Source organism: Pseudoalteromonas aquimarina, from assembly GCF_049257255.1.
Lineage (GTDB): Bacteria > Pseudomonadota > Gammaproteobacteria > Enterobacterales > Alteromonadaceae > Pseudoalteromonas.
On record NZ_JBMMUG010000005.1, the window covers coordinates 301,547 to 327,526 of the forward strand.

Sequence of the window (25,980 nt, forward strand, 5' to 3'; positions counted from 1 at the left end):
GCGTGAATTACAATCAAAGGAATAAAAAATGGCAGGAGCAAGCTTACTCACTCTGATTGATGATATTGCGACATTGCTCGACGATATCGCGGTAATGAGCAAAGTGGCCGCTAAGAAAACCGCTGGTGTATTGGGTGATGACCTTGCCTTAAATGCGCAACAGGTATCTGGTGTAAAAGCCGACCGAGAATTGCCCGTGGTATGGGCAGTAGCAAAAGGCTCTTTCGTCAACAAGCTTATTTTAGTGCCATTGGCGTTGCTTATTTCGGCCTTTGCGCCTTTTTTAGTCACACCTCTGCTAATGTTGGGTGGTTTATTTTTATGCTTTGAAGGGTGTGAAAAAGTACTTGGCCCTTGGCTTCATGGTAAGCATGCTGAAGATAAAGACAGCCAGTTGGATATTCACGACAAACATTATGAGCAGCAAAAAATAAAAGGGGCTATTCGCACCGACTTTATTCTTTCAGCTGAAATTATTGTGATTTCACTTGGCACCGTAGCCAACGAAAGTTTTACATCACAATTATCTGTATTAAGTGTCATTGCCGTATTAATGACCATTGGCGTGTATGGCTTAGTGGCGCTAATTGTAAAAATTGATGATGCAGGCCTTCTGTTGCTCGAACAACCTCATGCATGGCAGCAAAAAATTGGCCGCGGTTTACTTTCGTTCGCCCCGTATTTAATGAAGCTTTTAGCAATTGTCGGCACACTTGCCATGTTCTTAGTGGGCGGTGGCATTTTGGTACACGGTAGTAGCTTTTTGCACCATTCGATCGAGCAGCTCGTTGAGACTATCAACCTTACGCTTAATGCTGACCTGAGCTTTTTCTTACCTACGTTATTTAATGCCATTATCGGATTTGTCGCGGGTGCAGTAATTGTGGCCGCCACACTTTTACTAAGTAAATTTAGAAATAACTAATCTGGACTCGGGTTAACGAGTTTAAGTACGTAAAAATATGAACTAGATCATCAAACGCCAAAATAGCGCTAGCTGTTAGCTGCAAAATAGCTGACAATAGCGCTTGGTATAAATGGATTTAAATTATGGCGCTAGGATCAGGGGATCGTTACAGCCATAAGTCTTCAAGGAACCAAGTCCACTCATGTTCTTAGAGCATATGAGTGAGCTTATTGATCGAGAGTCTATCTCTCCCTCCTCAATTGTTCTGGGATTACTTTTATACCAATTCACTTAACTGGCTAATTATTTTAGCGGCCTAAACCGGCTCACATTGTTAACAGAATTGGTATTTTATTTGGAGAAAAGTATGACCTTAAACAGCCAATTAAATTTAACTAAAGCTGCACAAATTACCTTGCGCTGCATGGACTTAACAAGCTTAACTGGTACAGAAAGCGACAGCGAAATTAACACGCTTTGCCAACAAGCTAGCAGTAATGTAGGAAACACCGCTGCCATTTGTATTTACCCACAATACATTGAATTTGCAAAAACACAGCTCAATGCCGATGTAAAAATTGCAACCGTAACCAACTTCCCCCATGGCGACGCAAATATAGAAAAAGCAATATCAGAAACTAAACAAGCCGTGAGTTTTGGTGCAAATGAAGTTGATGTTGTATTTCCCTACCGCGCGCTTATCTCAGGCGACGAAACCGTTGGTTTTGAACTGATAAAGCAATGCAAAGCAGCTTGTGGCAATAATGTATTATTAAAAGTAATTATTGAGTCTGGCGAGCTAAAAAGCGATGAGCTCATAGCAAAAGCCTCACATATTGCTATTGATGCTGGTGCCGACTTTATTAAAACCAGTACAGGAAAAGTACCTGTAAATGCCACATTAAATGCCGCCAAAATCATGCTAGAAGCAATAAAAGCTAGTGGTAAAACGGTTGGTTTTAAAGCCGCAGGCGGTGTGCGTACTGTAGTTGATGCCAAACAATACATTGAACTGGCAGCCAGCATTTTTGATTTAGATTGGGTTAATCCTAGCAACTTCCGCTTTGGTGCATCTGGCTTACTGGCGGATGTAAATGCCATTTTGCATGTTGATACGCAATCAGTATCTACACAAGGAGACTACTAATGGTCTCATTTGATCAAATTGAATTTGCAGCCACACCGCACCTAAATGCAAAGCAAGATGACTTTGCCGAAACCATTTTATTACCCGGTGATCCTCTGCGTGCAAAATTCATTGCAGAACATTTTCTCGATGATGCGGTATTAGTAAATGATGTACGCAATATGCTCGGCTATACCGGTTATTATCAAGGTAAACGCATTTCAGTGATGGGCAGTGGCATGGGTATTCCTAGCTGTTCAATTTACGCAAAAGAGTTGATCACAGAATACGGGGTTAAAAACTTGATTCGTGTAGGCAGTTGTGGCGCAGTATCAAATCAAGTGGCACTCAGAGATATTGTGGTTGCAATGGGTGCCTGTACCGACTCAAAAGTAAACCGCATGCGCTTTAAAGGCCATGATTTTGCTGCAATTGCAGACTTTAATTTATTAAACACCTGCTTATCACAAGCAAGCAAATCACAATTACCAGTGAAAGTAGGCAATGTCTTTTCATCTGACCTATTCTATACACCACAACCAGAAATGTTCGAGCTAATGGATAAAATGGGCATTTTAGGTGTCGAAATGGAAGCGGCAGGGCTTTATGGTGTTGCTGCCGAGCTTGGTGCAAATGCATTAACCATTTTAACGGTATCAGATCATATTACACACGATACGCACCTTAGCAGTGAAGAGAGGCAAACCTCCTTTGCTGAAATGATAACCTTGGCGTTACAAACAAGCGTCAGTTTATGATTAAATAGAGGGCCATATTGGCCCTTAATTATTTGTGTTTTAATGAAAAAAATTCTCGACTACTTTGCAACGAAAAACTTAATGTTATGGGCACTGATATGGGGTGTACTGGCTGGTGTTATTTTTGGTGAACGGTTGGCGTTTTTACAACCAGTTGGCAACGGCTTTATCAAACTGATGCAAATCACCATCTTCCCTTATATTGTTGTTTCTTTGATTGTTGGCCTTGGTAAATTTGAACCCGATCAGGTGCGCTCCATTTTACTTAAAGCAGCTACTGTGATGCTGTCGTTATGGGGTATCGGCCTATTTGTTATTTGGTGTTTTGCTTTTACTTTACCAAAACACGATGCTGGCACCTTTTTCTCTACGGCATTGATTTCTGCTAAGCAAGAGATCGATTTTGTCGCTCGCTATATCCCCTCAAACCCGTTTGCATCGATGGCTGAAGGCAATGTGCCCGCCTTAGTTATTTTTTGTATTGCTCTGGGTATGGCCTTGATGGGCAATGTACGAAAAAGCAGTTTGCTCAATATTTTAGATGTGGTTGGGGAAGGCCTTTCTGTTATTTCGAAGAAAATCGTTAAAATATTTCCAATTGGTATTTTTGCCATTACCGCAAGCTCCGCAGGTACCATGAGCATTGACCAACTAAGTACTCTGCAAGTGTATTTAGTACTGGTGATTTTACTCGGCGTATTTTTGATGTTTGTGTTGTTGCCAATGCTAGTTTCGGCACTTACGCCTGTGAAATACCATGAACTAATTGATGTAGCACGAAATGCACTGATCACCGCTTTTACCACAGGTAATGTGTTTATCACCTTGCCTGTAATTACCGAAGGCATTAAAAGCTATATGCACAAAAATAATATCGCGGATGCCAAATCGGACCATATTGCTGAAGTATTAGTGCCTATTGCTTTTACTTTCCCTAGTTTAGGAAAACTTACGACGCTAATTTTTGTGTTATTTGCAGCCTGGCTAACGGGTCACGAAGCGACGCTTGCTGATGTGCCCAATATCACCATCAGCGCTTTGTTCAGCTATTTTGCCAATGTGCATATTGCAATTCCGTACATGTTAGAAACCGTTCGTGTACCTGCAGATACTTACCAATTGTACCTCGCAATGTCGGTTATTAGCGCGAAATTTGTATCACCCACTACCGTGGTGTATATCGTTGCGGTTACTTTCTTAAGTATTTTTTATGTGCGTAAGCAACTCAGTTATAAACGCGCTAAAAGCATTTTATATTTTTCTCTGATTGGTGGGTTATTGCCTGCTTGTATGTTGGCAGCCTTCACCTTGAATACACAGTTACTAAAAAATGCTGACGCTGCAGACGATATCATCGCTAACATGGTGGTCAGTGATAAAGTGCCAGAGCATGTACTCAACCATGTGCCAAAATCATATGAAGACGGTAAGTTATCACTCACAAACATTAGTGTGATTAAAAAACGTAACCTTTTACGAGTCGGTTATATTGCCGATAATGTACCGTTTAGTTACTTCAATCATAATGATGAATTAGTAGGTTTTGATATCAGTTTGGCGCATAAACTGGCGGAAGATTTAGGTGTCAAAGTAGAATTTATTCCATTTAAAAAGCCACAACTTATCGAGTACCTAAACAAAGGCTATTTTGATATTGCGATGTCAGGGTTAGAAATTAATTTAGATGATATCGAGAAAGTGCTGTTCACCGATCCGGTGCTCGAATTACAGCTAGCTTTAGTAACACTTGATCATCGCAGTAAGGAGTTTCAAACGCTTGCTGATTTAAAAGAACATGAGTTACTTAACTTTGCCACAATAGAATACCAAGCCTTGCTGGACAAAGAATTTAAGCGAAATAAACACTACACACTGACAAATATCACCAGTTACCGAGACTTTTTTAGCAACCCAGACAAATACGATGCACTGATTATTAGCGCTGAAGCTGGATTTGCTTGGACCATGTTTTATCCAGATTTTGGGGTCATTGTGCCTGAGGGTGTAAAAACAAAATACCCAACCGGTTTTGCAGTAGCAAAGCGTCATAATGACCTTGCTAACTACCTTAATGCATGGCTCGATATTCGCCGTGCAAATGGCAAAGTGCAAGAAGTTTACGACTATTGGATTTTAGGCAAAGGCAGTAAACCTTACATTCGAAGATGGTCAGTTATTGACGATATAATATTTGATAAATCAGTTACTAAAGACTAGTTTAATAACAATAAAGCGCGATTAGGATAGCTATGAATATCACCGTAATGGGCAGTATTGCACTGGCCGTATTCGCCATGATTTTCCTCTATGTCAGAGGGGAAAACTACAAACGCAAAGCCAAACAACTGGCCAGTACGCTTGATGGCGCTAATCGCGAAACAAAATACTTAAGCGAAATTGTGATAGAGCTTGCAAAAGAAGAGCAGCACCTGTTGCGTGAACGTTTTATCAAAGTACAACGTGCGGGTTCACATAAAGTTGAGCTGCTGCGCTTTACTGGTTTATTAGTCGAAGCCGCAGAAAGTGTTATCAGTGACTCTGCGCTTGGGCACAAATCAGTGCAACAAGCCCTTAAGCACTATGTTGCTAACTTTACACCATTTGCTTTTGAAGATTTTAATAACTTTATACTGCAAGAAAGCACAGATAAAAGGCAGCTATGGAGCAAAAACAACATCAACAGCTACCTTGATTTGTGTAAGTCCTGCATTGATGATTTAGAAAGTGCCAACTAACTTATTGCTCTAACTCAGCACATAATTGAGTTTCTTGGCACAACAACTTCGCATTGTGGTTTCCCTTGTTTACGGCCTGCATCAACCAAAAAGCGGCTTGCTCTTTATTAACTTTAGTCCCTTCACCATCTAAATACATTTTAGCTAAATTAAACTGCCCCCAATCATCACCTTGCTCTGCCGCTTGCTTAAATGATTCAAATGCAAGAGTAAACTCTTTCTCTTGGTAGTAGGCAATACCCTCTTGATTTGCTTTATTTAGTTGAAAACCATCATAGAGCGGCTTGGATTTAGAAGGCATTACCACAAAGCCACCAAACAGTTTCATTGCATTTGGCCTGTAGGCCGCATAAATAGTACCGTTTTTAAAAAACGCATTAATCTGCTGCTGAGGATAATCTTTACTTTCAGTAAAAAAGTACCCTTTTTGCACAAAATTATCGCTGCGTGCTGATATTTCAAGATCGCGCTCTCGCGAATAGTTATAACGGCTAAATTGTAAGGTTACAGTATCGTTTTCAGAGGCGATCACTTTCGCCGCTACAACTCGTTTTTGGTAATAGCCTTCATTTAGTAATTTACTGTAATCAAAAAAGAAAAAGTCATTAGATTGCGGGTTATTTACAATATCTAACTCGATTTCAGTTGCGCGCACATGTTTTTGCCATTGCCACGAAACAAAAGCAATCAATAGCAGTAAACCAATGAATTTAGTCAGTATCGCAACCGGAGGTACTTGAGATGAAAGACTGTTTTCTGGCAAATTTTTGCAATCACAATTAGCGCAGTAGGACTCGCGCTCGACTTTAAAAGGAAGTATTGGAATTAAACCAAAGCAAAGAAATTTTAGCTTTGCTTTTGCACTCACCGCCCGCTGGTTACATTGGCAACATTGAAGGTATTCGTCGTGTTCAAAGGCTTGATCTTTAACGTTAAAGAACAACATAGACAGTCCATTGTTTGCTTGGTTTGTGTTCATTTTTACTGCAATTTAACACACAAAACAATCGCTAACATATTTTCTTACAGATAAAACATTAGTCAAAACAATCCATTACATTTTATTAACAGGCAATTGAATTGCTAAATTTATCAAACAATCTGATATAAAAAAGGCCCTTAAAAAAGAGCCTTGGTAACATTCAAAGTTAGAAATTAAAAGAAGCCTAGTGGGCTATCGCTATAGCTCACAAGTAAGTTTTTCGTATTTTGATAATGCTCTAGCATCATTTTATGTGTTTCGCGGCCAACACCTGACTTTTTATATCCGCCAAATGCCGCGTGTGCAGGGTAATGGTGATAACAGTTTGTCCATACACGGCCTGCTTCAATGCCACGTCCCATACGATACGCAAGATTCATGTTTTTAGTCCAAATACCAGCGCCTAAGCCAAATTCGGTATCGTTTGCAATCGCTAATGCCTCAGCTTCATCCTTAAAGGTTGCAACACTTACCACTGGACCAAAAATTTCATCGCGGAAAATTCGCATTTGGTTATTACCTTTGAACAGTGTTGGCTGAATGTAATAACCGCCGCCAAGCTCATTTGACACTTGCTCTACGTCTCCACCCGTTAACAACTCTGCGCCCTCTTCTTTACCGATTGCAAGATAACTTAATATTTTATCAAATTGCTCTTGAGAGGCTTGTGCGCCTACCATGGTTTCGGTATCGAGTGGATTTCCGCGTTTAATCTGTTTTGTGCGCTCAATTACGCGAGCGATAAATTCATCATAAATATCTTCTTGAACCAATAAACGCGATGGACAAGTACACACTTCACCTTGGTTGAAAAACGCAAGTACTGCACCTTCAACACATTTGCTTATGTATTCTTCATCTTGTTGCATTACGTCTGAGAAATAGATATTCGGTGATTTTCCGCCAAGTTCTACTGTCGAAGGAATAATGTTTTCAGCAGCGCATTTTAGAATATGAGCACCTACAGGGGTTGAACCTGTAAACGCTATTTTGGCAATACGCGTGCTTGTTGCTAATGCTTGCCCTGCTTCTGCGCCATAGCCATTGACCACATTAAGCACTCCCGGCGGTAACAAATCGCCAATTACTTCCATCAGTTTTAAAATAGAAGCTGGTGTTTGTTCGGCAGGTTTAAGTACAACGCAGTTACCAGCCACTAATGCCGGTGCTAATTTCCAAGCGGCCATTAATAATGGGAAGTTCCACGGAATAATTTGACCAACGACACCCAGAGGCTCATGAAAATGGTAAGCAACAGTGCCTGCATCAATTTCGCCAATTGAACCTTCTTGCGCACGAATACAGCCTGCATAATAGCGGAAGTGATCAACGCAAAGCGGTAAGTCTGCAGCTAACGTTTCACGTACTGCTTTACCATTATCCCAAGTTTCTGCTACCGCGAGCATTTCAAGATTTTGCTCAATGCGATCAGCTATTTTAAGCAATAAATTACTGCGCTCAGTAACCGAGGTTTGCGCCCAAGCATCTTTCGCTTTATGCGCTGCATCAAGTGCCAGTTCAATATCTTTACTATTTGAGCGTGGTATACGACAAATGACTTCGCCTGTTACCGGTGTCGTATTATCAAAATACTGACCGTCAACAGGTGCAACCCACTCACCACCGATATAATTTTCATATTGTGCATTGAATTGCACTTTGGCATCTGCGTGCCCAGGATTGGCATAAATCATTTTATTTCCTTTATGTGTGTTATTGTTAGAAAGTTTCTTCAACTTGAATATGTGCCCCCACAGCCTAGTCGTTCAATTTGATTTGTGCTTGATTCTCCATCCAAATAACTTGACTGAGAGTGCATAATTTAGCCATTATGAAGAACAGTGAATTTTCGGAGACAGGCATGTCGCTACAGCAAGAACGCAATAAAATCAGTACGTTGATTGATAACCGCGCCGCATTTAATAGTGAACATGTGCAATTGTGTGTGTACGATACTTACCAAGCCTGTGAGCGAATTCCCTTTCAAGCAGAGCAACTGATGTTTTGCGCAATGCACACTGGAAAAAAAGTAATGCATCACCACAGCCTGCAATTTGGGCAAGAGTTTTTACCCGGACAAAGCTTTATTATTGCAGGTGGTGAACAAGTCGAAATCGACTTCCCCGATGCCCACCTAAGCGCCCCAACGTCGTGTTTAACCATTGAAGTAGACAGCCAAAAAGTGCAAGAAGTCGCTGAAAGAATGCGTTTGGAGCAAGCATTTTACAGTGAACAAACAGCGACGTTGCAGTTACACAATAACCCCTTTACTCAGCAGCTTTATCAACGTTTGGTGGATACATTTAGTGAGAATCAACACGACAGAGAAGTGTTAATTGACCTTGGAATTAGCGAACTATTAGTACGTATGTTACAAGATCGTTCGCGTCAATTAGTGCTGCAACATTGCAGCCAATTGCTAGGCCATAACGGATTGCAATCTGCTATTTCCTTTATAAATCAGAACTTAAAAAAGCCAATTACCATTGAAATGCTATGCAAAAGTGCTGGCATGGGCCGCAGTAAACTATTTTTAGAATTCAAACGCCATCTAGGCTGTACGCCACAAACCTTTATTGTTGAGCAAAAGTTGCATGCTGCAGCACGTAAATTAAAGCAAGGAAAAGCAGTAACTCAAGTGTGTTATGACTATGGGTTTAGTGAGCTCAGTTACTTTAGCCGCCGCTTTAAACAAACCTTTGGTTGCAGCCCTAAACACTATCAAAATCAATTAGTTTAATTTATTTCAACTATTTCAGTTACAAATACGTTGAAAAAAGCAGCAAGCCCTGTATGATACCCGCGATTTTATAACAAGGATTGAAAAGGATATTTCAATGTTAAAAAAAGCACTTCTAATTGCTTCTTCAGCTGTTGCTCTAACAGCATGTGTATCATCAAGTGGCCCAGCGCTTAAAAGCTCAGTAACTCAAGGCGTTGCTGGTGTTGAAGCGCGTTTACCGTATGCAAACTACACCAACTACTTTGGTTATGTTGATGCATCAGTAAAACCTGAAGGCAAATACAAAAATAAAGACGCATACTACCTTTACGCTTGGGTTCCTGCTGCAGTAGATGAAATTGGTGTTTCAATGGTATCACCTGCAACATCAACACCTGCGGATAGCGACTTTGTAAATGCTAACTACACTAAAAACTATGGTTCAGATTCAAAAACATTTTTTGATACGTACCTAGTGCTTGACCGCATGGACATCATTGACCCAGCGAAGATCAAAAATGGCGGTAAGTCGCTACAAACACTTACTTACAATGATGACAGCAGCGAATTACCACAAAATCCAGGTGGTCAGAGCTACAATTCATTACTTCGTCAAACATCAGATGTGAACAACCCAACTAAAGCACTTGTGCGTGGTGTATACCGTATTTCTTTCACTTCATTCCGTTCAGCGGTTGAAGGATCGTTTGAAGCAACCGTAGGTACAAACGTACCTGGCGTTAAAATTGCCGCTTCTTTGGAAGAATTACATAACCTTGTAAACGAAGGTTAATTCTTTTTGAGCTCGATAGCTTATCGAGCTCACTTTTCCCTTTATCCGTTTTATCACCCGCCCATCATTCTTTCATCAATCATTCGTGAGCAAGTGATTACTCTTATTTAAAACCTAATAGGAGTATGAAAATGATTATTACCAATACAGAACACGTCGCAAACTACGAGATAACTCACATGCTCGGGTTAGTAACCGGTAATGTTGTACGCTCTAAACACGTTGGCCGCGATATTATGGCGGGACTTAAAACTATTGTTGGTGGTGAGATTAGAGGCTATACGGAAATGATGAGTGATGCACGCACCGTGGCGCAAGCAAGGTTAGTGGAAGAAGCAGAACGCTTAGGCGCCGATGCCATTGTAAATGTGCGTTTTACAACGAGTGCTGTTGCTGCTGGCATGTCTGAAATTTTGGCCTATGGTACCGCTGTTAAACTCGCAAAATAACGAATTAGCCCAGCTATTTCGCTTAAAAATACTAATTATCAACCAGATAAATTTATCCAACCTTTTTAGCAGTGTTTTAATTTAGTTACTTACAATTAATTGCTCTGCTTATGACCTCTTTTACAACACCCGATCTTTACGATGATTATAGTGACACTCTGCAAGTCGCAAATGCAGGGTTATTTCATTTTGGTAAAGAAACAAAACTCTGTGGACAAGCAATTACTATTCAATGCCCTAACGATAACTCGCTAGTAGGTGAGTTACTTAAAACCAATGGTGAAGGCAAAGTCTTAGTAGTGGATGCAAACAACTCTCTCGCATTTGCTTTTTTGGGTGATAATCTTGCCGAGCATGCCATTAAAAATCATTGGCAAGGCATCATCATTAACGGCTGTATTCGTGATATTGAGATTTTAGAACAGATGCCGCTGCCAATTATGGCTAGAGGCAGCACGCCACGAAAAACCCAAAAGCAAGGTTTAGGTGAAAAAGTGAGTGCTGTAAGCTTTTTGGATATCACAATTCACAATGGGGATTGGGTTTACGGTGATCGGAATGGACTATTAGTTAGCCAAAAAGAACTCTGTTTTTAGAGCCAAGTATTTTTGAGAGCAAAAAGCCACAACAATTATGTTTGGTTTTAATTTGTGTTTGAAATAGAGAAAAATCGGGATTAGCGCTTGTGCATCATGCACTCGTCCACTTCGTGGCGCGTTCGCGGCTCAAATTGTTCCTGACCATTCTTTCGAATAAAGAGCTTCGAACTTAGGGTTCGCACCAAAGCCTCGCTTCACACACCATAAAGCAAAAAACCCCACAACAATTATGATTGGTTTTAATTTGTGTTTGGAATAGAGAGAATTCGGGATTAGCGCTTGTGCATCCTGCACTCGCCCACTTCGTGGCGCGTTCGCGGCTCAAATTGTTCCTGACAATTTGTCGAACAAAGGGTTCGAATCAAAGCCTCGCTTCACACTCCATAAAGCAAAAAACCCCACAACAAGTTGCGGGGTTTTTTGCTTTATACATGGCGGAGAAGGAGGGATTCGAACCCTCGATAGGGCTACAAACCCTATACTCCCTTAGCAGGGGAGCGCCTTCGGCCACTCGGCCACCTCTCCAGCGCAAATACTTATAAAATGGCGGAGAGATAGGGATTTGAACCCTAGATAGGCTATTAACCTATGCCGGTTTTCAAGACCGGTGCTTTCAACCACTCAGCCATCTCTCCATGCGCAAAATAATACTCAGCCAAATCATAACTGTAAATAGCAAAAAGTTTGTTTGCTCAAATAAGCATCAAAATATTAACATTTTTATTAAATATCTATGGAAATTTCAATTTATCACGCCCATTAACCACCAATCACTTCGAATTACCGTTATTCACTTTCACACATTACCTTAAAAAAATATTCGTAATATAGATACCAACAAAACGAATTAACCCAAACACCACGAGGGAATGAGACATGAAAAAATCAATCACAGCAGTTATCGCAGCAGCTAGTATTTTATCGTTCAACGCAGCAGCAAAAGTAGTTCCATCTGATAATAGTCTGGCATCACAAATTTGTGCTGCAGCTGCAAACGACCAAGCCAGCAAAGTGCGCCGTTTACTTAAGCAAGAAAATAAGCACATCCGTAAAGCTGCACAAAACATTCAGTGCGATGGCAAATCACTTGAGCAGTTTGTTCAAGATATGAACGCAGCTAAAGTTGTAAAAAATCTTTATCCACAAAGCGATAAAACTAGCTACATCGCAAAACGTTAATACCACGATTACCTGAAGTTAAAAGGGCGAGTTACTTGAGTAACTCGCCCTTTTTCTTTGTAATTTTTTGGTTAGAACAACAAGCCCATTACACACTTAACGACTCATTAAACTTAGAAAAAAGTAATAATTTTAGAAGATAACACCTTAATCACCGATATTCGCCACCAATCACCTCAAATTACCGTCATTCACTTTCGTAAATTACCTGCAAAAAATATTCGTAATATAGATACCAACAAAACGAATTAACCCAAACACCACGAGGGAATGAGACATGAAAAAATCAATCACAGCAGTTATCGCAGCAGCAAGTATTTTATCGTTCAACGCAGCAGCAAAAGTAGTTCCATCTGATAATAGTCTGGCATCACAAATTTGTGCCGCGGCTGCAAACGACCAAGCCAGCAAAGTGCGCCGTTTACTTAAGCAAGAAAATAAGCACATCCGTAAAGCTGCACAAAATATTCAGTGCGATGGCAAATCACTTGAACAGTTTGTTCAAGATATGAACGCAGCTAAAGTTGTAAAAAACCTTTATCCACAAAGCAATAAAACTAGCTACATCGCAAAACGTTAATACCTAGATTACCTGAAGTAAAAAGGGCGAACTCATTTAACTGAGTTCGCCCTTTTTAATTGATACCGATAAAAGGTTATTCTGGTGACACTAAGCGATAGCCAATACCACGCTTGGTTTCAATCATACTTTCATCATTATTTGGCAGCATCAGTTTTTTGCGTAGTTTACCTATGTACACATCAACAACATTAGTCATGGGATCCATTTCCATACCCCATACATTACTTAAAATGCGCTCTCGACTTAAGTACTTTCCAGGGTTTGTCATTAACAATTCAAGAATCGCCATTTCTTTTACAGTTAAAGAAATCTCTTGTTCTGCAAGCGTCACAATGTAACTGTCACGGTCAAAACTTAAAGGACCAAATGCGAGTGTGTTCGAGCGATTTTTTTGTGAAGGTTTACGACGAGTTACAGCCTCTATGCGCGCTAATAGCTCTTCATAAGCAAACGGCTTTGTTACATAATCATCAGCACCAAGGCGAAGACCATGAACTATATCTTGCGATGCATCCATTGCAGTCAGCATAATAATTGGGATTTCGAAGTTTTTAATGCGCAATGCTTGGCACACTTCTAAACCATTTAAGCCTGGCAACATGATATCAAGCAAAATTAAATTGAAGTCACCTTCAAGCGCAAGATCTAACCCTTCTTTACCGTCACTAGCACGAACTACAAAATATCCTTCAGCGCGCAAGCCTCGTTCAAGAAAACTTGCAACGCGATCATCATCTTCAACTAATAAAATTCTCATTACGTTCCTCACCATTTAACGGTAACAGTATAGTTGCTACAGAGCCTACACCTGAAGTATTTGATTTTAAACTAATATGGCCACCATGAGCATCAACAATTGCTTTGGCCACAGGTAAACCTAAGCCAGAACCCGGTGTATTAGAGCGGTTGCTTCGATAGAAACGCTCAAAAATATAGTCTTGTTCTTGCTTTGTAATGCCTTGCCCTGAGTCTATCACTTTAATAACGACAACCTGCTGGCGACGCATTAATTTCACTTCGGTTACTGCATCTGGCGCAGAATAGCTGAGCGCATTTTCAAGTAAAATCATCAATACTTGGCGTATACGTCTTTCATCTAACTCTAAACTAATTTCTTCATTTAGCTCAAAACTAAGCTCTTGGTTACGCTCTTGTGCTTTTCGGCCATAAATATAACAAAGATCTTGTACCAGCTTGGTTAAGTTTACCTCACTACACGATAACCTTAACTCACCTGCACTCGAGCGAGCCACTAGCATTAAATCATCAATCAGCGCTGTGGTATGACTTACTTGATCCACCACCGCAACTAAGGTTGCTAAATAATCATCCACATTGTCAGAATGGCTGCGCAATAATATTTCTGACTCTCCACGAATAATCGTCAGCGGAGTGCGTAACTCATGTGAAATGTCCGCCAAGAACTGTCTTCTTTGTTTATCAACATGAGCCAGTTTCTCATTGCTCAATGCCAATGCTTTTGTGCGCTCTTGTACTTTTTCTTCAAGTTGTAACTTGGCTTCACCTAACTCACTGTGCTTAGTTTTTAATTCGCTCGCCATAAAATTCAGCGCATCTGCCAGCTTGGCAAATTCGGTGTCTTTTAATTTAGGAATTCGGTGCTCTAACTTACCAGCTGTAAATTGACTAGCCGCAAACTGTAATTGCTTTGTCGCTTTTGAAATTCGCTGCCAAAAAAACCAAATTGTGAGCATCATAAATAAGCTAGAAAGCCCAAGAGCAATCGCTAAATAGCGATTATTTCGTTCAGACATCACCTTGGTATTATCGCGTATTGCTTCCGCTTGCAGGTTTTCTTGTTTTACTGCTTCACTGATCAAAGCATTAAACTCAGCATGAACTCCTTGCTGCTGTAATAAGCGATATAAGCTTTGTGCCTCTGAAAGCTCTCCTTTACTGATTAAAAAGCGAATCTCTTGTGACGTTGTAATAATACGCTCAACTTTTTGCGTCACTTTATCCAGCACAGCCAAATCATTACGAGTACTTAGCTCAGGCGCTAATGTAAGTTTTTTTAATAAGGAGTCTCGTACTTCAACAATTGATGTACGTAATTTTTTTTCGTTTTCTTCTCGCAGCTCTGGTGTAAGCACAATGCCATTTCGCGACATCTCGCCAATTGCCACCAGCTTTTCAAAGGTATAAAGCGCAATACTTGAATACTGATTAAGGATTTTATGAACTAGCTCAGATTTTTGAGCATTTTGTTTAAAGCGGTTAGAACTATCAAAATACAAACCAGCCATTGCCAAACTGAACAAAGAAATAATCACTAAAGCAATAAGCAGCTTATGCGTAAGGCGGCTTTGAATTTGATAAGGAAGGTGATTCAACTGCTTTTCCATTCAATGGGTTAACAACTAATTAAGTGTTTATACTAAGTTAGCTGTAAATATGCGAGTTTACTATATTGTGAGTTGTAAAAAGAGCTAATAATTCACCAACCTATTAACTCTGACAACAACAATATTGGGATTGCGTTCCTGTCCCCTGAAAATACCATCGACTATAATATTCTTGCGTCAACTACAGCCGACGGTAATACAGGAACGCGAGACATATAATAATCACCATGGCTAAATTAAGCCTGTTGAAACAATTAAACTTACCTAAGCCATGTTTAAAATTTAGTTAAACAACATTTAGAGCTATAAAAACATTAGATAATTAAATTAAAAAAGGCCGTAATTTATCATTACAGCCTTTTTAAACAGGTGCGATTGGTCGCAAATAAATCATAGTTTATTTATATGCAACTGCGCCTGCTAATGCGAGTTTTTTACCATAGCGATTCAATTTAGCTAGTAAACTTTTTTTACCATTATTTGAACGAGTTAGTTGACCTTGAGACTGGCCACCTTGGTTTAACGCTTGTTTAGTCATGTGATTGCTCCTGTTGTTTAACTAAATGTTATTTTGCGTTCAAACATGGTTAAAATCCAATCAATAAAATTACAATTTTCGCATAAATTTTTTTAATGCGAATAGGTAATCAAAAAAGTTGCATATAAAGTGCATAATTGTGCAGCATCACACCCTATGCATTTGACCTAAAAGCCTTTAACGGGCAAGCTTAGCGATAACACTGTCATTATCACCATTTCATGAATAAACATTATTTAATCGTTTTAAACCCGCTGCCAAATAAGCAAAAAAAATATTGGCTAACCTGGCTTGTGAGCTATTTGAAGCAACATCAACAGTCATATTACGTGTTTACTACGTCACCAATATTGGCTGACAACCAGCTTTTTTTTCAACAACACCTCAACGAATATGATGAAGTGATCATGTTAGGTGGTGATGGCACCCTGCATCTGTTAGCTAATTGCATGGCTTTTTCATCGCGCCCAATCACTGTTTTACCCTGTGGAACAGGTAATGACTTTGTACGCAACTTTGATTACAGCAATGCCGAGTTTAAACAACTCATACTGAGTGAAAACACGCTACGCATTGATTTAGGAAAGGTAAATGAGCGTTACTTTATAAACAGTGCCGGTGTTGGTTTTGATGCTGAAATAGTTGAAAGAACTAAAGGTAATAAAGGATGGCTTGCGCGTTTTAGTTATTTATACCATGCATTTACTTGTCTTTTTTTCTTCAAAGAGTCACTCTTAACACTGAAACAAGGACGTCATAACATAAACTATAAAAACTTTCTTACTGTGTTTGCCAATGGTAAGTACTTTGGCGGAGGGATGAAGATTGCCCCTAATGCCGAGCTTAATTCATCAAAATTAATGCGCTATAGCGTTGAAAAAACACACCTTGTAAAGAAGTTATGGGCACTGCCAAAACTCTACCAAGGCACACACACAAAGTTGTCCGAAGTGAAGGAACACGCATTTACACAACTTGAAGTCTTAACCCCGGGGCTACCAATCCAAGCGGATGGTGAGTCAGCAGGTTATACTCCAGCGGTTATTGAAGTGGCAGAAAATGCGTTAACTATAAAAATTTTATAATTGTAGTGAGCCAACTATGCCAAAACTGAGCATTATCAAATTTTCGACGATTGCCGTTTTGATCTCATGCACGCCAATTAGCAGCACATTTATTTATCTTAATTACCAAAGCCGATTAGAATTCGCGACAGCGCAAGCACTCAGTAATCATCAGCAAGCACTAAAAGATGTATTAACGCGTATTCGCTCTGATTATAGCAATGCGCAAAAAGTCATTAACAGTCTGATTTATAGATACAATACCAAACAAGAACTGCTAAACGAGTTTCCCTCCTTGCTATTAAAAGAGCTAAGTATGTTCTTGCATAGCGATAACCATGTTGATGCCATTACACTCACTACAAATAACGACATTCTTTGGGCACTCCATCAAATAAACACCCCCGAATCAGAGCAATTATTTAACACGCCAAACAACACCTACTTTGTATTGCAGAAGATCCATCACGACACTGAAATTCGCTATTTTTACAATCAATCATTAGCCTTACTTAAACAACAAAAACTCGCAGCCAGTCTCAACATTAAACAGCGCCCTTGGTACCAACAGGCACAAAAATCAAATGCGCTCACATTGGTTGAACCCTATAAAGATAACTATAGCCAAAGCAAAGTTTTTTCATTGGTTAGGCAATCTAACCAACTGACTGTAAGTGTCGATCTTAATTCGCATTCTTTGTATGCAACCATGTATCACGATGAGCTAAAGTTTAATACTTGGTTGTTTTTAATGAACAGCAACAACAAAATTCTCGCGCTACAAGATGGTAAAGACATTCAATTGGAAGATGACCAAATTGCGCCTTGGCAATCATGGTTAACTCATTCAGCCACCATAGTACGCTCAACAGATATTAATCAACTTACAGAAGTTATTGCGAATAATAACAAGTGGTACCTAAATGCCACGCAAATCGAACCAAATAGCCAAAGTGGTGTAATGCTTGTGGCTGCCACCAAAGCAGATATCATTTTGCGCCCTATTTATTCGCAACTTTATACTTGGTTATTAATTTTATTAGGCTTATGTTTATTAGCGATACCATTAAGCTATTTGGTTGCACATGTTATTACACGACCAATTAGACAATTGCATCGCTATGCATCTCAATTAGCCAACTTCGAAACACCTGGTGCATTTAGTTGCTACATTAATGTTGTTGAAATCGAACAGCTCGCAGCGAGTTTGCAACACCTTCATGGTAATTTAAGTGAGTTTTTTAGTCTGCTCAGCACATTATCAAAAGAGCAAAACTTACAACGCCTAATCGATAAAATTACAATTAAATCAACACGCATAATGAAGGCCGAGGGATGCCTAGTATTACTAGCGCAGAATCAAAACTTAAACGCAGAGTTTTTACGTTATGACAATCAGCAATACTCAATAAACAATCTGCCAACCATACACTGGCACACTTTATACAGCCTTAGCGATATAACAGAAGTTAGCGATGTACCAAATGCTTTGAAGCAGTGGTTATCACTTGAAAATACAGAATGTTACCAAGTACAAGTACCGCTAAAAAACCGAGAGCAACAAGTAATTGGTTTACAGGTTTATTTTTACCTAGCAAGCACGCCGAAAGGCAGTGTTAGCTTAAAACTCGCTGAGCAAGTGGCGGCATTTTTTGGTGTCGCAATTGAAGGGCGAAAACTAGTTAATAAACAAGAGAAGTTACTCGATTCCTTTATTCAAGTCATTGCTGGCGCAATAGATACTAAATCTCACTACACGGGTAAACATTGTCAACGGGTGCCAGAGCTTGCAACACACATCGCTGAAGCAGCTAGCAAGTCAAACCAATTTCCTGATTTTAATTTTGATGAAAATGCTAAGCGCCAGCTCTCCATCGCGGCGTGGTTACATGATTGTGGCAAAGTCACAACGCCTGAGTACATAGTTGATAAAGCAACCCGACTAGAAACCATTTACAACCGTATTCATGAAATTAGAACCCGCTTTGAAGTTCTAAAACGCGACTTAGAAATTGCTGCGCTTAAAGCAAAACTCGCAGGAGAAGATAAAAACAGCATCGACACTAAACTTGCAGAGCAAATCATACAGTTGGAACGTGATTTTGCGCATGTGGCGTATTGCAATAACGCTGAGTTTGTATCAAACAATGATATAGATAAGCTAAATGAAATAACACAGCTAAGATGGCAGCCACACTTTGATGAACGCTTAGGATTATCTCAAGAAGAGTTAACTCAATATTCAGGTTTTTCTGAGGTTTCTGAGCTAAGTGTCTTAGCCGATAGACCAAACCATCTACTTTATAATCAGAATTTACGCTGCGATAGCGCAAAGTATAATTTGCAACAACCTGAGCTTAGAAATAACCTTGGTGAGCTATACAACCTGAGCATTAGCGCAGGCACAATTAATCAAGAAGAACGTTATGCAATTAACCATCATATTGTGCAAACAATTGAAATTCTTGAAAAGCTTCCATTCCCGAAACACCTTAGCAGAGTACCTGAAATTGCTGGCGCGCATCATGAAAAACTCAATGGTAAAGGCTACCCCAAAGGGCTGTGCGGTGATGAAATTAGCTTTGAAGCGCGCATCTTAGCCATTGCCGATATTTTTGAAGCGCTGACAGCCTCAGATCGGCCATATAAACAAGCTAAAACCCTGTCACAAGCAATCAATATAATGCAGCAGCTCGCAACAAAAGGGGAATTAGACCAGACTCTACTCGACTTTTTTATTGCCGAAGAAATCCCCGAACACTATGCAAAAAACCATCTAAAAGCGGAGCAATTAAATTAAAAAAGGGAGCAACTGCTCCCTAAATGATGACTGACGCTATAACTAATGTTTACCTACATTAGATTGATGATTTTTTAGTTTCCACTTTAAACACATCGTAATTTGCTAGTGCTGGAATACGTGCTTGTAGCTCATCTTCTTGCATTGCAAGTGCTTTGAAATCGAAACACATTTTATCTGCCTTTTGCTCAATGTTTTTAGCTTGCAGCTCTACTTTTTCTTCGATTTGCTCGCCCATACGCTCCATGCGCTGCTCGAAGTCACTCATATTACCACCCGAGCTAAGCATTTCGCTGCCAAGGGTAATTAGTAAGCTGCCGATGGATTCCATCATCATTTCTTCCATCGCTTGTTCCATTTTTTCGTCAAATTTATTGTCGAATGTGTCGCCAATGTTATCAAAGCGACCTTGGTCCATTACAAAAGTGCCACCATCATAAAATGCGTGCTGAATCTCTTCACCGATTTCCGACATAATCTCTTCCATCGCGCTCATATTTTCAAGGCCAAACGCGTTACCCACTTCGCTCAGTGCAACACCTGCAAGTGCAACACCTTCCATTGCGATTTCGGCAACTTGAGGTACTTGACCGCGTACATCTTCCGAATAGCGCGCCAATAGCGTTTGGTCACTAGCTGATAAAGACTGCGATTCACCATTAATTTTTAAATTACCATCTTGGTCAATTGCTACTACACCTGATGGTGCTTCAATATTGAGCGTATCTGGGGTAATCGAAAGTTTATTATTAAACTTTAAATTACAGCTATCAGATGAAAAGTTGATGTTGTTATCGTGGTCATCTTGGTGTGCCATTGCACTTGCTGAAAGACCCATACATGCTGCTACTGCTGTTGTGATAAGTAATTTTTTCATAATGATTCCCGTATCTGTCGCGTTTTAATTTTTTCTCTAAGTGTTATAGCTTTATCAAACTCAGTGCCAAAATTACAAAAACGATAAAAATCAAACAGATAAATAATAATTAATATAAATCACAGCATGGAAACAAAAATCAAAAACCAATAAATGGTTTTTTTAACCACCAGATTCGTTTTTTTGACCAATCAAAATTTTTACACATTACTTGCGCTAACTGCAATATGGGTTTTTACTGATTATGAGCGCGTTAAAATGCAATGTTGAGGGTGATCATGAAAGACAATTACCAAGACATCAATAATCAAGAGCCGCTGAATTCAGAACTGGAAAACAGCGAAGATACCCAACATAAACGTGAAGTAAAAAAACGTTTAGAAGATATTTTAGAACAAAAGCGACTGCGTAAATCCATCGGCATGGATGATACGCATAACTATTGGGATGAGCTTTAAACCTGATCGTTTAGCTTATCCATTAAATCGCCAAGCAATGCCTTTAACTGCTTTGCTTTTTCAAGGTCTAGCCCTACTTTATCAACTAATTGAGAAGGCAAACACGAAAGTGATTGCTGTAGTGAATGCCCCTGTTGCGTTAAATAAATACGCACCTTACGCTCATCCCACTCATCGCGCCGACGTTCTATTAAATCACTTTGTTCCATGCGTTTTAAAATTGGCGTTAGCGTGTTGTTATTTAAAATAGCTTGCTGACCTATCTCACCTACTGTCACTCCATCTTGCTGCCACAAAATAAGTAAAATCACGTACTGTGGATAGGTCAACTTATGTCTATCCAACTCAGGCTGATATAGCCGCGTCACCAAGCGTGATGCAGCATAAATCGGAAAACAAAGTTGGTTTTCTAATAATTGGTCAGCATTACTTGCCATGGCTACTGCGCCAATGCTTGTTCAATGTATTTTTCTAGCGCTTCTGGTTTTGTAGTTGGTGCAAAACGCTTTAACGGCTTACCATCACGGCCAATCAGAAATTTAGTGAAATTCCATTTAATTTTATTGCCCAAAATGCCTGTTAACTCATTGCGTAAGTATTTATAAAGCGGATGACTATTTTCACCATTTACATCGATCTTTTCAGTCATCGTAAAATCAACGCCATAATTAATTAAACACTCGCCTTGAATTTGTTCTGCGCTACCTGGCTCTTGTTGTCCAAATTGATTACAGGGGCAGCCAATAATAACTAAGCCTTGATCTGCATATTTTTTGTGAAGTGCTTGCAGCCCTTCATATTGCGGCGTTAAACCACATTTACTGGCAGTATTAACCACTAATACAGCTTTGCCTTGATAGTCTGAAAAATCGATTTTTTGCCCTTGCAGGCTATTAATACTTAATTGATAAAACGGTGTCATGGTCATTCTCCTCTATTGTCAGCAAATATATCGCGCACGATATAATCGCGCAATAATAGTTCAAAAATTGAAGTATTAATTTTGATTAAACTCTGCAATTAAAAAATCGATGAGTAAGCGAACTCGCAGCGGCATTAGATCGCGATTTGGGTAAACTAACCACGAGGCGTTATCCGCTACTTGATAGGGCGCTAGTAAACTAACCAACCGCCCGTTTGCCACATACTCTTCGACAATATCCTGAGCAAGATGCGCAATACCCAGCCCCGACAAGCACGCTTGAAGTAGCGCCTCACCATTGTTACTGCGCCATCGACCAGAAATTTTGTATTCTTTGATGGTGCCATCAACTTTAAAGCGCCAGCGATTAGTTACCGCATACAAACAATTATGCTCTATAAGCTGCTCTGGATGTGTCGGTGCGTCAAACTTTGCTAGGTATTCAGGAGAAGCAACTAAAGTCATAACTCGCGTGGTTAAAGGACGAGCGATTAAATTGGAATCTGCCATACGGCCAAAGCGAATCGCTAAATCAACACCTTCTGCAATTAAGTCTACATTGCGGTTATTAAAGTCCATCACCATAGATACCTGAGTATAACGCTGACAAAACTGTGCTAATTTAGGCGCAACTTGTTTTGCCGCAAAATCGCCAGCACACGACACACGAATTGTACCTTTTGGTTCTTGCTGTTCACCTTGCAGTGCTAAGTTAGCCTCTTCCATCGCAGATTGGATGGAATGAAGTGATGCTGCATATTGTTGCCCAGCTTCCGTTAAATTCAGTGAACGGGTGGTACGCTTTAACAGTGCAACCCCCAAACGTGACTCTAACTGAGCAACACTGCGACTGACGTGAGAAGTTGAAACATCTAAAATTTTTGCCGCACGGGTAAAGCTACCACTTTCAACAACCGCTAAGAATTCGTTAAAACCTTGCCAATCCATACCCTCTCCACAACAAAAATAAAGACACTAACACACTTATTATTGCACATATGCAAAAGTTATTTGCCAATTAGGGGGATTATCCCTGTGCAGTTACACGCTAAACTGGCTTTAATTACCGTACCTAATTGAGGCAATATCATGGAATTTAGTTTTGTAAATCCAACTAAAATTATTTTTGGCCAGGGCCAAATCGCGACAATTCAACAGGAAATCCCAACATCTGCAAAAGTGATGATCATTTATGGTGGTGGCAGCATTAAACAAAATGGCATTTATCAGCAAGTAGTAGATGCGCTAAGCGAACATCAGGTGTTTGAATTTTCTGGTATTGAGCCAAATCCAAGCTATGAAACCGCAATGCGCGCTGTTGCACAAATTAAAGAACATAACGTTGATTATTTACTTGCTGTGGGTGGTGGCTCTGTAATTGATGGCACTAAGTTTATTGCTGCGGCAGCAAAATTTGAAGGCGAGCCATGGGATATTCTGGCAAAAGCAGCAGAGGTATCAGACGCTTTACCTATCGGTGTGGTACTTACATTGCCGGCAACAGGTTCAGAGTCAAATAGCTACTCGGTTATCTCGAAACTCGACACTAACGACAAACTGCCGTTCTTTAGCGAAAAAGTACAACCTAAATTTGCTGTGCTAGATGCGCAAGTAACAAAAACACTACCAGAAAGGCAACTAGCTAACGGTATTGTTGATGCGTTTGTGCATGTAATGGAGCAATATCTCACGTTTGACCACGGTGCCAAAGTACAAGATCGTTTCGCTGAAGGTTTATTGCATACACTCATTGAAGAAGGTCCGCGCGTGTTTGCTGAACCTGAAAATATGGAAGTTCGCGAAAACTTAATGTGGTCTGCAACCATGGCATTAAACGGCCTGATTGGTGCCGGTGTACCACAAGATTGGTCGACTCATATGTTAGGCCATGAAATTACTGCGCTTTATGGTTTAGATCATGCACAAACATTGGCTATTGTGTTGCCACGTATGATGCATGCAATGCGCCAGCAAAAAGAAGCTAAATTACTGCAATATGCTGAACGTATTTGGGGTATTTCAGAGCAAGATAATGACACAACCATTAATCTTGCAATCGAAAAAACCGAGGCATTTTTCCACTCAGTAAAGATGCCAACTCGCTTTAGCGATTACCAATTAGGCGAAGAAATTGTGGATGCGATTGTTGAGCAACTTGAACGACATGGCATGACTGCTCTAGGTGAAAACCAACAAGTCACTCTCGATATTAGCCGTGATGTACTTAAGGCATCACTCTAAAGACACGACAAGCTCTAACTGAAAACCCAGTTAGAGCTTTAATAAAAAGAACACAGCTAAACTTACAACCGTAGTGATGTATAAATTCTTAAAGCGATATGCCAGCAACACCGCCACACAGGCAGCGACTAAATAGGGATTATTAAATGAAATTGCCAGCTTGCCTTCTTGCACAAACACAATCGGCACCCAAATTGCGGTTAATACACAAGGTGCACTAAAGCTTAAAAAGCGTTGCATTTTCGGGCCGATGCTAAAAGGTAGACGTTTAGATAAAAATAAAAAGCGCGTTGTAAAAGTAACGCATGCCATCAGCAAAATAATTTCTATCATTTTTCACCTCGCTTGCTTTCAAGCACATAACCTACACTCATACCAAGCAAGGCTGCAAAAATCAGCCCTAATTCAAAATGCCACAACTTAAAAACCACAATGCTAATTGCCGAAGTTAAACATGCTAATAAGGTTGGCCAATTAGTAATGCTCGGTATCACTAAAGCAATAAAAATGGATGCTATAGCAAAATCTAAACCCAGCTGAGTTAAGTCAGGCAGCATCGCGCCTGCAACAACGCCAATCAAAGTCCAAATATTCCACGCAATATAAAAACTACCACCAGCAACTAACGCATATACTAAGCGAATTTTGCCTTGATAGGCGCGCCTGTGATGCGAAAACGCAAACAGCTCATCAGTTAATAAAAAACCTAAGCTTAATCGCCATTTTAGCGGTTTATCTATCAGCTTATGACGCACACTTAAACCATACAAAAAATGACGTGCGCTTATAATAAAGGTGGTAACTAAAATGGTGATAAGTGACGCATTGCCAACAATCAACTCAATTGCCACTAACTGCGCTGAGCCTGCAAAAACTAACAGCGACATTAACTGTGCTTCTAATGGGCTGAACCCAGATTGCACGGCGAGTGAGCCACATAAAATCCCCCATGGAATGACCGCAAGATTGAGCGGTAACATGTCCCAAAAACCTTTAGCGATAGCTGTTTTCATACACTTACGGCCTTACAATATAGTTTAGGCGTTAACCCCATATTCTTTTTAAAATAACGGTGAAAATGACTTTGATCGTAAAAACCAACCGCCAATGCAACCTCATTAATAGCAAGCCCAGAGCGTAACATTTGCTTTGCCCGATTGACACGAAATTGCGTTTGATAAACATGAGGGGTCATGCCCGTTTCGGCTTTAAATTGTCGAATAAAATGAAATGGGCTCATATTGGCAATCGCCGCAAGCTCCGTAAGACCAATATTTTCGAAATAATAATCTCGCAAGTAATCAAGCGCGGTGGCTAATTGTGGTTTCCGCGATGTTGCACGCAAGCAAAATGAACGCTTATTGTGGCGAGTTATTAAATTAATCAGTAACTGATAAAGCGCTGACTGTTTGGCTAATGTACTTTTTTCGCTTGTGAGTAAGTCAAAGGTAAATGCCATTTGCTTTGCTAACATTGGGTCGAATACCACCGCCTTCTCAAAATAAGGGGCACCTAGTTTCGTTTCGCCAATGCCATCAGTCAAGCCTTCAAATAATTCAGGCGTTGGGTACATAGCACGGTAACCCCAACCTTGTTCAGTAGCCGTTTGGCCATTATGCACTTGGTCGGCGTTAACTAAAATAATGCTGCTTGTTGGCGCCACGTGGTTGGCACCACTTCTAAAAAAACGCTGGGCGCCGTTTTCAATTAATCCAATGGTGTAACCTTCATGACTATGGCGAGCAAAGTTTTGCTGCTTATATTGAGCATGCAGTACTTCTAAGCCATTTAGTTCATGATGATATTGAAAAACCGTCTTTTCCATTGGTGCCGCTTATTATGAATCTGCTCTATGTTTTCAAAGGTGCTTTAGCACCTCAA

The 25,980-nt window shown here is 40.1% G+C and carries 27 protein-coding genes and 2 tRNA genes; 15 read left to right on the plus strand and 14 right to left on the minus strand.

Going from position 1 to position 25,980, the window contains the following annotated elements; translation table 11 throughout:
• Nucleotides 1-28 precede the first annotated feature (28 nt).
• From AAEU29_RS14585 to AAEU29_RS14605, 5 genes are all read left to right on the plus strand, one after another.
• Nucleotides 29-925: a DUF808 domain-containing protein gene (locus tag AAEU29_RS14585; RefSeq protein ID WP_421974011.1), complete on the plus strand. Its 897-nt coding sequence runs from the start codon at nucleotides 29-31 to the stop codon at nucleotides 923-925.
• 349 nt (nucleotides 926-1,274) lie between these two features.
• On the plus strand, nucleotides 1,275-2,054 hold the full coding sequence (gene deoC / locus AAEU29_RS14590) for a deoxyribose-phosphate aldolase (protein ID WP_421974012.1): 780 nt from the start codon (nucleotides 1,275-1,277) through the stop codon (nucleotides 2,052-2,054).
• A complete protein-coding gene (gene deoD, locus AAEU29_RS14595) occupies nucleotides 2,054-2,791 on the plus strand; it encodes a purine-nucleoside phosphorylase (RefSeq protein WP_421974013.1) in 738 nt (245 codons plus the stop codon). The genes deoC and deoD overlap by 1 nt, the downstream gene beginning before the upstream one ends.
• Before the next feature lie 42 nt (nucleotides 2,792-2,833).
• Nucleotides 2,834-5,008 carry a cation:dicarboxylate symporter family transporter gene (locus tag AAEU29_RS14600; protein WP_421974014.1) on the plus strand — a complete coding sequence of 725 codons (2,175 nt, stop codon included), beginning with the start codon at nucleotides 2,834-2,836 and terminating at the stop codon, nucleotides 5,006-5,008.
• A 32-nt stretch (nucleotides 5,009-5,040) separates the two neighbouring features.
• Nucleotides 5,041-5,526 carry a hypothetical protein gene (locus tag AAEU29_RS14605; RefSeq protein WP_421974015.1) on the plus strand — a complete coding sequence of 162 codons (486 nt, stop codon included), beginning with the start codon at nucleotides 5,041-5,043 and terminating at the stop codon, nucleotides 5,524-5,526.
• A 1-nt stretch (nucleotide 5,527) separates the two neighbouring features.
• Here AAEU29_RS14605 and AAEU29_RS14610 read toward each other — a convergent pair whose 3' ends face one another.
• Together AAEU29_RS14610 and exaC are read right to left on the minus strand one after the other, a co-directional pair.
• Nucleotides 5,528-6,505, minus strand: coding sequence for a tetratricopeptide repeat protein (locus tag AAEU29_RS14610; RefSeq protein ID WP_421974016.1), 978 nt, complete (start codon nucleotides 6,503-6,505; stop codon nucleotides 5,528-5,530).
• A gap of 176 nt (nucleotides 6,506-6,681) precedes the next feature.
• The gene (gene exaC, locus AAEU29_RS14615) at nucleotides 6,682-8,202 is read right to left on the minus strand and encodes an acetaldehyde dehydrogenase ExaC (protein WP_421974017.1); all 1,521 of its coding nucleotides are present in this window, start codon (nucleotides 8,200-8,202) and stop codon (nucleotides 6,682-6,684) included.
• Nucleotides 8,203-8,369: 167 nt separating this feature from the next.
• Here exaC and AAEU29_RS14620 point away from each other — a divergent pair, with 167 nt between their 5' ends.
• From AAEU29_RS14620 to rraA, 4 genes are all read left to right on the plus strand, one after another.
• On the plus strand, nucleotides 8,370-9,248 hold the full coding sequence (locus AAEU29_RS14620; RefSeq protein ID WP_421974018.1) for a helix-turn-helix transcriptional regulator: 879 nt from the start codon (nucleotides 8,370-8,372) through the stop codon (nucleotides 9,246-9,248).
• Nucleotides 9,249-9,345: 97 nt separating this feature from the next.
• Nucleotides 9,346-10,023, plus strand: a complete 678-nt coding sequence (locus tag AAEU29_RS14625) for a LipL32 family surface lipoprotein (RefSeq protein WP_372768211.1) — start codon at nucleotides 9,346-9,348, stop codon at nucleotides 10,021-10,023.
• 131 nt (nucleotides 10,024-10,154) lie between these two features.
• A complete protein-coding gene (locus AAEU29_RS14630; protein ID WP_421974019.1) occupies nucleotides 10,155-10,472 on the plus strand; it encodes a YbjQ family protein in 318 nt (105 codons plus the stop codon).
• A gap of 110 nt (nucleotides 10,473-10,582) precedes the next feature.
• Nucleotides 10,583-11,068 (plus strand): ribonuclease E activity regulator RraA, encoded by a 486-nt coding sequence (rraA, locus tag AAEU29_RS14635; RefSeq protein ID WP_421974020.1) that lies wholly within the window; start codon nucleotides 10,583-10,585, stop codon nucleotides 11,066-11,068.
• A 435-nt stretch (nucleotides 11,069-11,503) separates the two neighbouring features.
• Here rraA and AAEU29_RS14640 read toward each other — a convergent pair.
• Together AAEU29_RS14640 and AAEU29_RS14645 are read right to left on the minus strand one after the other, a co-directional pair.
• A tRNA-Ser gene (locus AAEU29_RS14640) sits at nucleotides 11,504-11,596 on the minus strand.
• A 19-nt stretch (nucleotides 11,597-11,615) separates the two neighbouring features.
• Nucleotides 11,616-11,706 (minus strand) — tRNA-Ser (locus AAEU29_RS14645).
• A gap of 241 nt (nucleotides 11,707-11,947) precedes the next feature.
• Between AAEU29_RS14645 and AAEU29_RS14650 the strand changes: the two genes are divergently transcribed.
• Together AAEU29_RS14650 and AAEU29_RS14655 are read left to right on the plus strand one after the other, a co-directional pair.
• Nucleotides 11,948-12,250: a DUF3718 domain-containing protein gene (locus AAEU29_RS14650; protein ID WP_274762739.1), complete on the plus strand. Its 303-nt coding sequence runs from the start codon at nucleotides 11,948-11,950 to the stop codon at nucleotides 12,248-12,250.
• A gap of 277 nt (nucleotides 12,251-12,527) precedes the next feature.
• The gene (locus AAEU29_RS14655) at nucleotides 12,528-12,830 is read left to right on the plus strand and encodes a DUF3718 domain-containing protein (RefSeq protein WP_421974021.1); all 303 of its coding nucleotides are present in this window, start codon (nucleotides 12,528-12,530) and stop codon (nucleotides 12,828-12,830) included.
• A gap of 76 nt (nucleotides 12,831-12,906) precedes the next feature.
• On the opposite strand, the gene AAEU29_RS14660 is transcribed toward AAEU29_RS14655, so the two are convergent.
• The 3 genes from AAEU29_RS14660 to AAEU29_RS14670 form a co-directional block, all read right to left on the minus strand.
• A complete protein-coding gene (locus AAEU29_RS14660; protein WP_421974022.1) occupies nucleotides 12,907-13,590 on the minus strand; it encodes a response regulator transcription factor in 684 nt (227 codons plus the stop codon).
• Nucleotides 13,571-15,187 (minus strand): sensor histidine kinase, encoded by a 1,617-nt coding sequence (locus tag AAEU29_RS14665; protein WP_421974023.1) that lies wholly within the window; start codon nucleotides 15,185-15,187, stop codon nucleotides 13,571-13,573. Before AAEU29_RS14665 ends, AAEU29_RS14660 begins: the two co-directional genes overlap by 20 nt.
• A 409-nt stretch (nucleotides 15,188-15,596) precedes the next feature.
• The gene (locus tag AAEU29_RS14670; protein WP_157813522.1) at nucleotides 15,597-15,737 is read right to left on the minus strand and encodes a hypothetical protein; all 141 of its coding nucleotides are present in this window, start codon (nucleotides 15,735-15,737) and stop codon (nucleotides 15,597-15,599) included.
• A 221-nt stretch (nucleotides 15,738-15,958) separates the two neighbouring features.
• Between AAEU29_RS14670 and AAEU29_RS14675 the strand changes: the two genes are divergently transcribed.
• Together AAEU29_RS14675 and AAEU29_RS14680 are read left to right on the plus strand one after the other, a co-directional pair.
• The gene (locus AAEU29_RS14675) at nucleotides 15,959-16,822 is read left to right on the plus strand and encodes a diacylglycerol/lipid kinase family protein (RefSeq protein ID WP_421974024.1); all 864 of its coding nucleotides are present in this window, start codon (nucleotides 15,959-15,961) and stop codon (nucleotides 16,820-16,822) included.
• A gap of 16 nt (nucleotides 16,823-16,838) precedes the next feature.
• Entirely contained in the window at nucleotides 16,839-19,601 is a 2,763-nt protein-coding gene (locus AAEU29_RS14680) for an HD domain-containing phosphohydrolase (RefSeq protein WP_421974025.1), read from the plus strand.
• Between the two features lie 58 nt (nucleotides 19,602-19,659).
• On the opposite strand, the gene AAEU29_RS14685 is transcribed toward AAEU29_RS14680, so the two are convergent.
• Nucleotides 19,660-20,478, minus strand: a complete 819-nt coding sequence (locus AAEU29_RS14685; RefSeq protein ID WP_421974026.1) for a DUF2884 family protein — start codon at nucleotides 20,476-20,478, stop codon at nucleotides 19,660-19,662.
• A gap of 278 nt (nucleotides 20,479-20,756) precedes the next feature.
• Here AAEU29_RS14685 and AAEU29_RS14690 point away from each other — a divergent pair, with 278 nt between their 5' ends.
• Nucleotides 20,757-20,936: a PA3496 family putative envelope integrity protein gene (locus AAEU29_RS14690; RefSeq protein ID WP_274762746.1), complete on the plus strand. Its 180-nt coding sequence runs from the start codon at nucleotides 20,757-20,759 to the stop codon at nucleotides 20,934-20,936.
• Here the strand turns inward: AAEU29_RS14690 and AAEU29_RS14695 are convergent.
• The 3 genes from AAEU29_RS14695 to AAEU29_RS14705 form a co-directional block, all read right to left on the minus strand.
• Nucleotides 20,933-21,373, minus strand: a complete 441-nt coding sequence (locus tag AAEU29_RS14695; protein WP_421974027.1) for a MarR family winged helix-turn-helix transcriptional regulator — start codon at nucleotides 21,371-21,373, stop codon at nucleotides 20,933-20,935. The genes AAEU29_RS14690 and AAEU29_RS14695 overlap by 4 nt on opposite strands.
• Before the next feature lie 2 nt (nucleotides 21,374-21,375).
• Nucleotides 21,376-21,858, minus strand: coding sequence for a glutathione peroxidase (locus AAEU29_RS14700; RefSeq protein WP_274762748.1), 483 nt, complete (start codon nucleotides 21,856-21,858; stop codon nucleotides 21,376-21,378).
• A 75-nt stretch (nucleotides 21,859-21,933) separates the two neighbouring features.
• A complete protein-coding gene (locus AAEU29_RS14705) occupies nucleotides 21,934-22,806 on the minus strand; it encodes a LysR family transcriptional regulator (RefSeq protein ID WP_421974028.1) in 873 nt (290 codons plus the stop codon).
• Between the two features lie 138 nt (nucleotides 22,807-22,944).
• On the opposite strand from AAEU29_RS14705, the gene AAEU29_RS14710 reads away from it, so the two are divergent.
• Nucleotides 22,945-24,099 (plus strand): iron-containing alcohol dehydrogenase, encoded by a 1,155-nt coding sequence (locus AAEU29_RS14710; protein ID WP_421974109.1) that lies wholly within the window; start codon nucleotides 22,945-22,947, stop codon nucleotides 24,097-24,099.
• Nucleotides 24,100-24,129: 30 nt separating this feature from the next.
• On the opposite strand, the gene AAEU29_RS14715 is transcribed toward AAEU29_RS14710, so the two are convergent.
• From AAEU29_RS14715 to AAEU29_RS14725, 3 genes are read right to left on the minus strand one after another with little or no spacing between them, the layout of a single operon-like run.
• Nucleotides 24,130-24,432, minus strand: coding sequence for an AzlD domain-containing protein (locus AAEU29_RS14715; protein WP_421974029.1), 303 nt, complete (start codon nucleotides 24,430-24,432; stop codon nucleotides 24,130-24,132).
• On the minus strand, nucleotides 24,429-25,112 hold the full coding sequence (locus AAEU29_RS14720; RefSeq protein ID WP_372771546.1) for an AzlC family ABC transporter permease: 684 nt from the start codon (nucleotides 25,110-25,112) through the stop codon (nucleotides 24,429-24,431). Before AAEU29_RS14720 ends, AAEU29_RS14715 begins: the two co-directional genes overlap by 4 nt.
• Nucleotides 25,109-25,924 carry an AraC family ligand binding domain-containing protein gene (locus tag AAEU29_RS14725; RefSeq protein ID WP_421974030.1) on the minus strand — a complete coding sequence of 272 codons (816 nt, stop codon included), beginning with the start codon at nucleotides 25,922-25,924 and terminating at the stop codon, nucleotides 25,109-25,111. The genes AAEU29_RS14720 and AAEU29_RS14725 overlap by 4 nt, the downstream gene beginning before the upstream one ends.
• Nucleotides 25,925-25,980: the final 56 nt, after the last annotated feature.

Bases quoted from the DNA above. Each gene is read 5' to 3' on its own strand.
- AAEU29_RS14585 (WP_421974011.1), top strand. From the start codon at position 29: ATGGCAGGAGCAAGCTTACTCACTCTGATTGATGATATTGCGACATTG.
- deoC (WP_421974012.1), top strand. From the start codon at position 1,275: ATGACCTTAAACAGCCAATTAAATTTAACTAAAGCTGCACAAATTACC.
- deoD (WP_421974013.1), top strand. From the start codon at position 2,054: ATGGTCTCATTTGATCAAATTGAATTTGCAGCCACACCGCACCTAAAT.
- AAEU29_RS14600 (WP_421974014.1), top strand. From the start codon at position 2,834: ATGAAAAAAATTCTCGACTACTTTGCAACGAAAAACTTAATGTTATGG.
- AAEU29_RS14605 (WP_421974015.1), top strand. From the start codon at position 5,041: ATGAATATCACCGTAATGGGCAGTATTGCACTGGCCGTATTCGCCATG.
- AAEU29_RS14610 (WP_421974016.1), bottom strand. From the start codon at position 6,505: ATGAACACAAACCAAGCAAACAATGGACTGTCTATGTTGTTCTTTAAC.
- exaC (WP_421974017.1), bottom strand. From the start codon at position 8,202: ATGATTTATGCCAATCCTGGGCACGCAGATGCCAAAGTGCAATTCAAT.
- AAEU29_RS14620 (WP_421974018.1), top strand. From the start codon at position 8,370: ATGTCGCTACAGCAAGAACGCAATAAAATCAGTACGTTGATTGATAAC.
- AAEU29_RS14625 (WP_372768211.1), top strand. From the start codon at position 9,346: ATGTTAAAAAAAGCACTTCTAATTGCTTCTTCAGCTGTTGCTCTAACA.
- AAEU29_RS14630 (WP_421974019.1), top strand. From the start codon at position 10,155: ATGATTATTACCAATACAGAACACGTCGCAAACTACGAGATAACTCAC.
- rraA (WP_421974020.1), top strand. From the start codon at position 10,583: ATGACCTCTTTTACAACACCCGATCTTTACGATGATTATAGTGACACT.
- AAEU29_RS14650 (WP_274762739.1), top strand. From the start codon at position 11,948: ATGAAAAAATCAATCACAGCAGTTATCGCAGCAGCTAGTATTTTATCG.
- AAEU29_RS14655 (WP_421974021.1), top strand. From the start codon at position 12,528: ATGAAAAAATCAATCACAGCAGTTATCGCAGCAGCAAGTATTTTATCG.
- AAEU29_RS14660 (WP_421974022.1), bottom strand. From the start codon at position 13,590: ATGAGAATTTTATTAGTTGAAGATGATGATCGCGTTGCAAGTTTTCTT.
- AAEU29_RS14670 (WP_157813522.1), bottom strand. From the start codon at position 15,737: ATGACTAAACAAGCGTTAAACCAAGGTGGCCAGTCTCAAGGTCAACTA.
- AAEU29_RS14675 (WP_421974024.1), top strand. From the start codon at position 15,959: ATGAATAAACATTATTTAATCGTTTTAAACCCGCTGCCAAATAAGCAA.
- AAEU29_RS14680 (WP_421974025.1), top strand. From the start codon at position 16,839: ATGCCAAAACTGAGCATTATCAAATTTTCGACGATTGCCGTTTTGATC.
- AAEU29_RS14685 (WP_421974026.1), bottom strand. From the start codon at position 20,478: ATGAAAAAATTACTTATCACAACAGCAGTAGCAGCATGTATGGGTCTT.
- AAEU29_RS14690 (WP_274762746.1), top strand. From the start codon at position 20,757: ATGAAAGACAATTACCAAGACATCAATAATCAAGAGCCGCTGAATTCA.
- AAEU29_RS14695 (WP_421974027.1), bottom strand. From the start codon at position 21,373: ATGGCAAGTAATGCTGACCAATTATTAGAAAACCAACTTTGTTTTCCG.
- AAEU29_RS14700 (WP_274762748.1), bottom strand. From the start codon at position 21,858: ATGACACCGTTTTATCAATTAAGTATTAATAGCCTGCAAGGGCAAAAA.
- AAEU29_RS14705 (WP_421974028.1), bottom strand. From the start codon at position 22,806: ATGGATTGGCAAGGTTTTAACGAATTCTTAGCGGTTGTTGAAAGTGGT.
- AAEU29_RS14715 (WP_421974029.1), bottom strand. From the start codon at position 24,432: ATGATAGAAATTATTTTGCTGATGGCATGCGTTACTTTTACAACGCGC.
- AAEU29_RS14720 (WP_372771546.1), bottom strand. From the start codon at position 25,112: ATGAAAACAGCTATCGCTAAAGGTTTTTGGGACATGTTACCGCTCAAT.
- AAEU29_RS14725 (WP_421974030.1), bottom strand. From the start codon at position 25,924: ATGGAAAAGACGGTTTTTCAATATCATCATGAACTAAATGGCTTAGAA.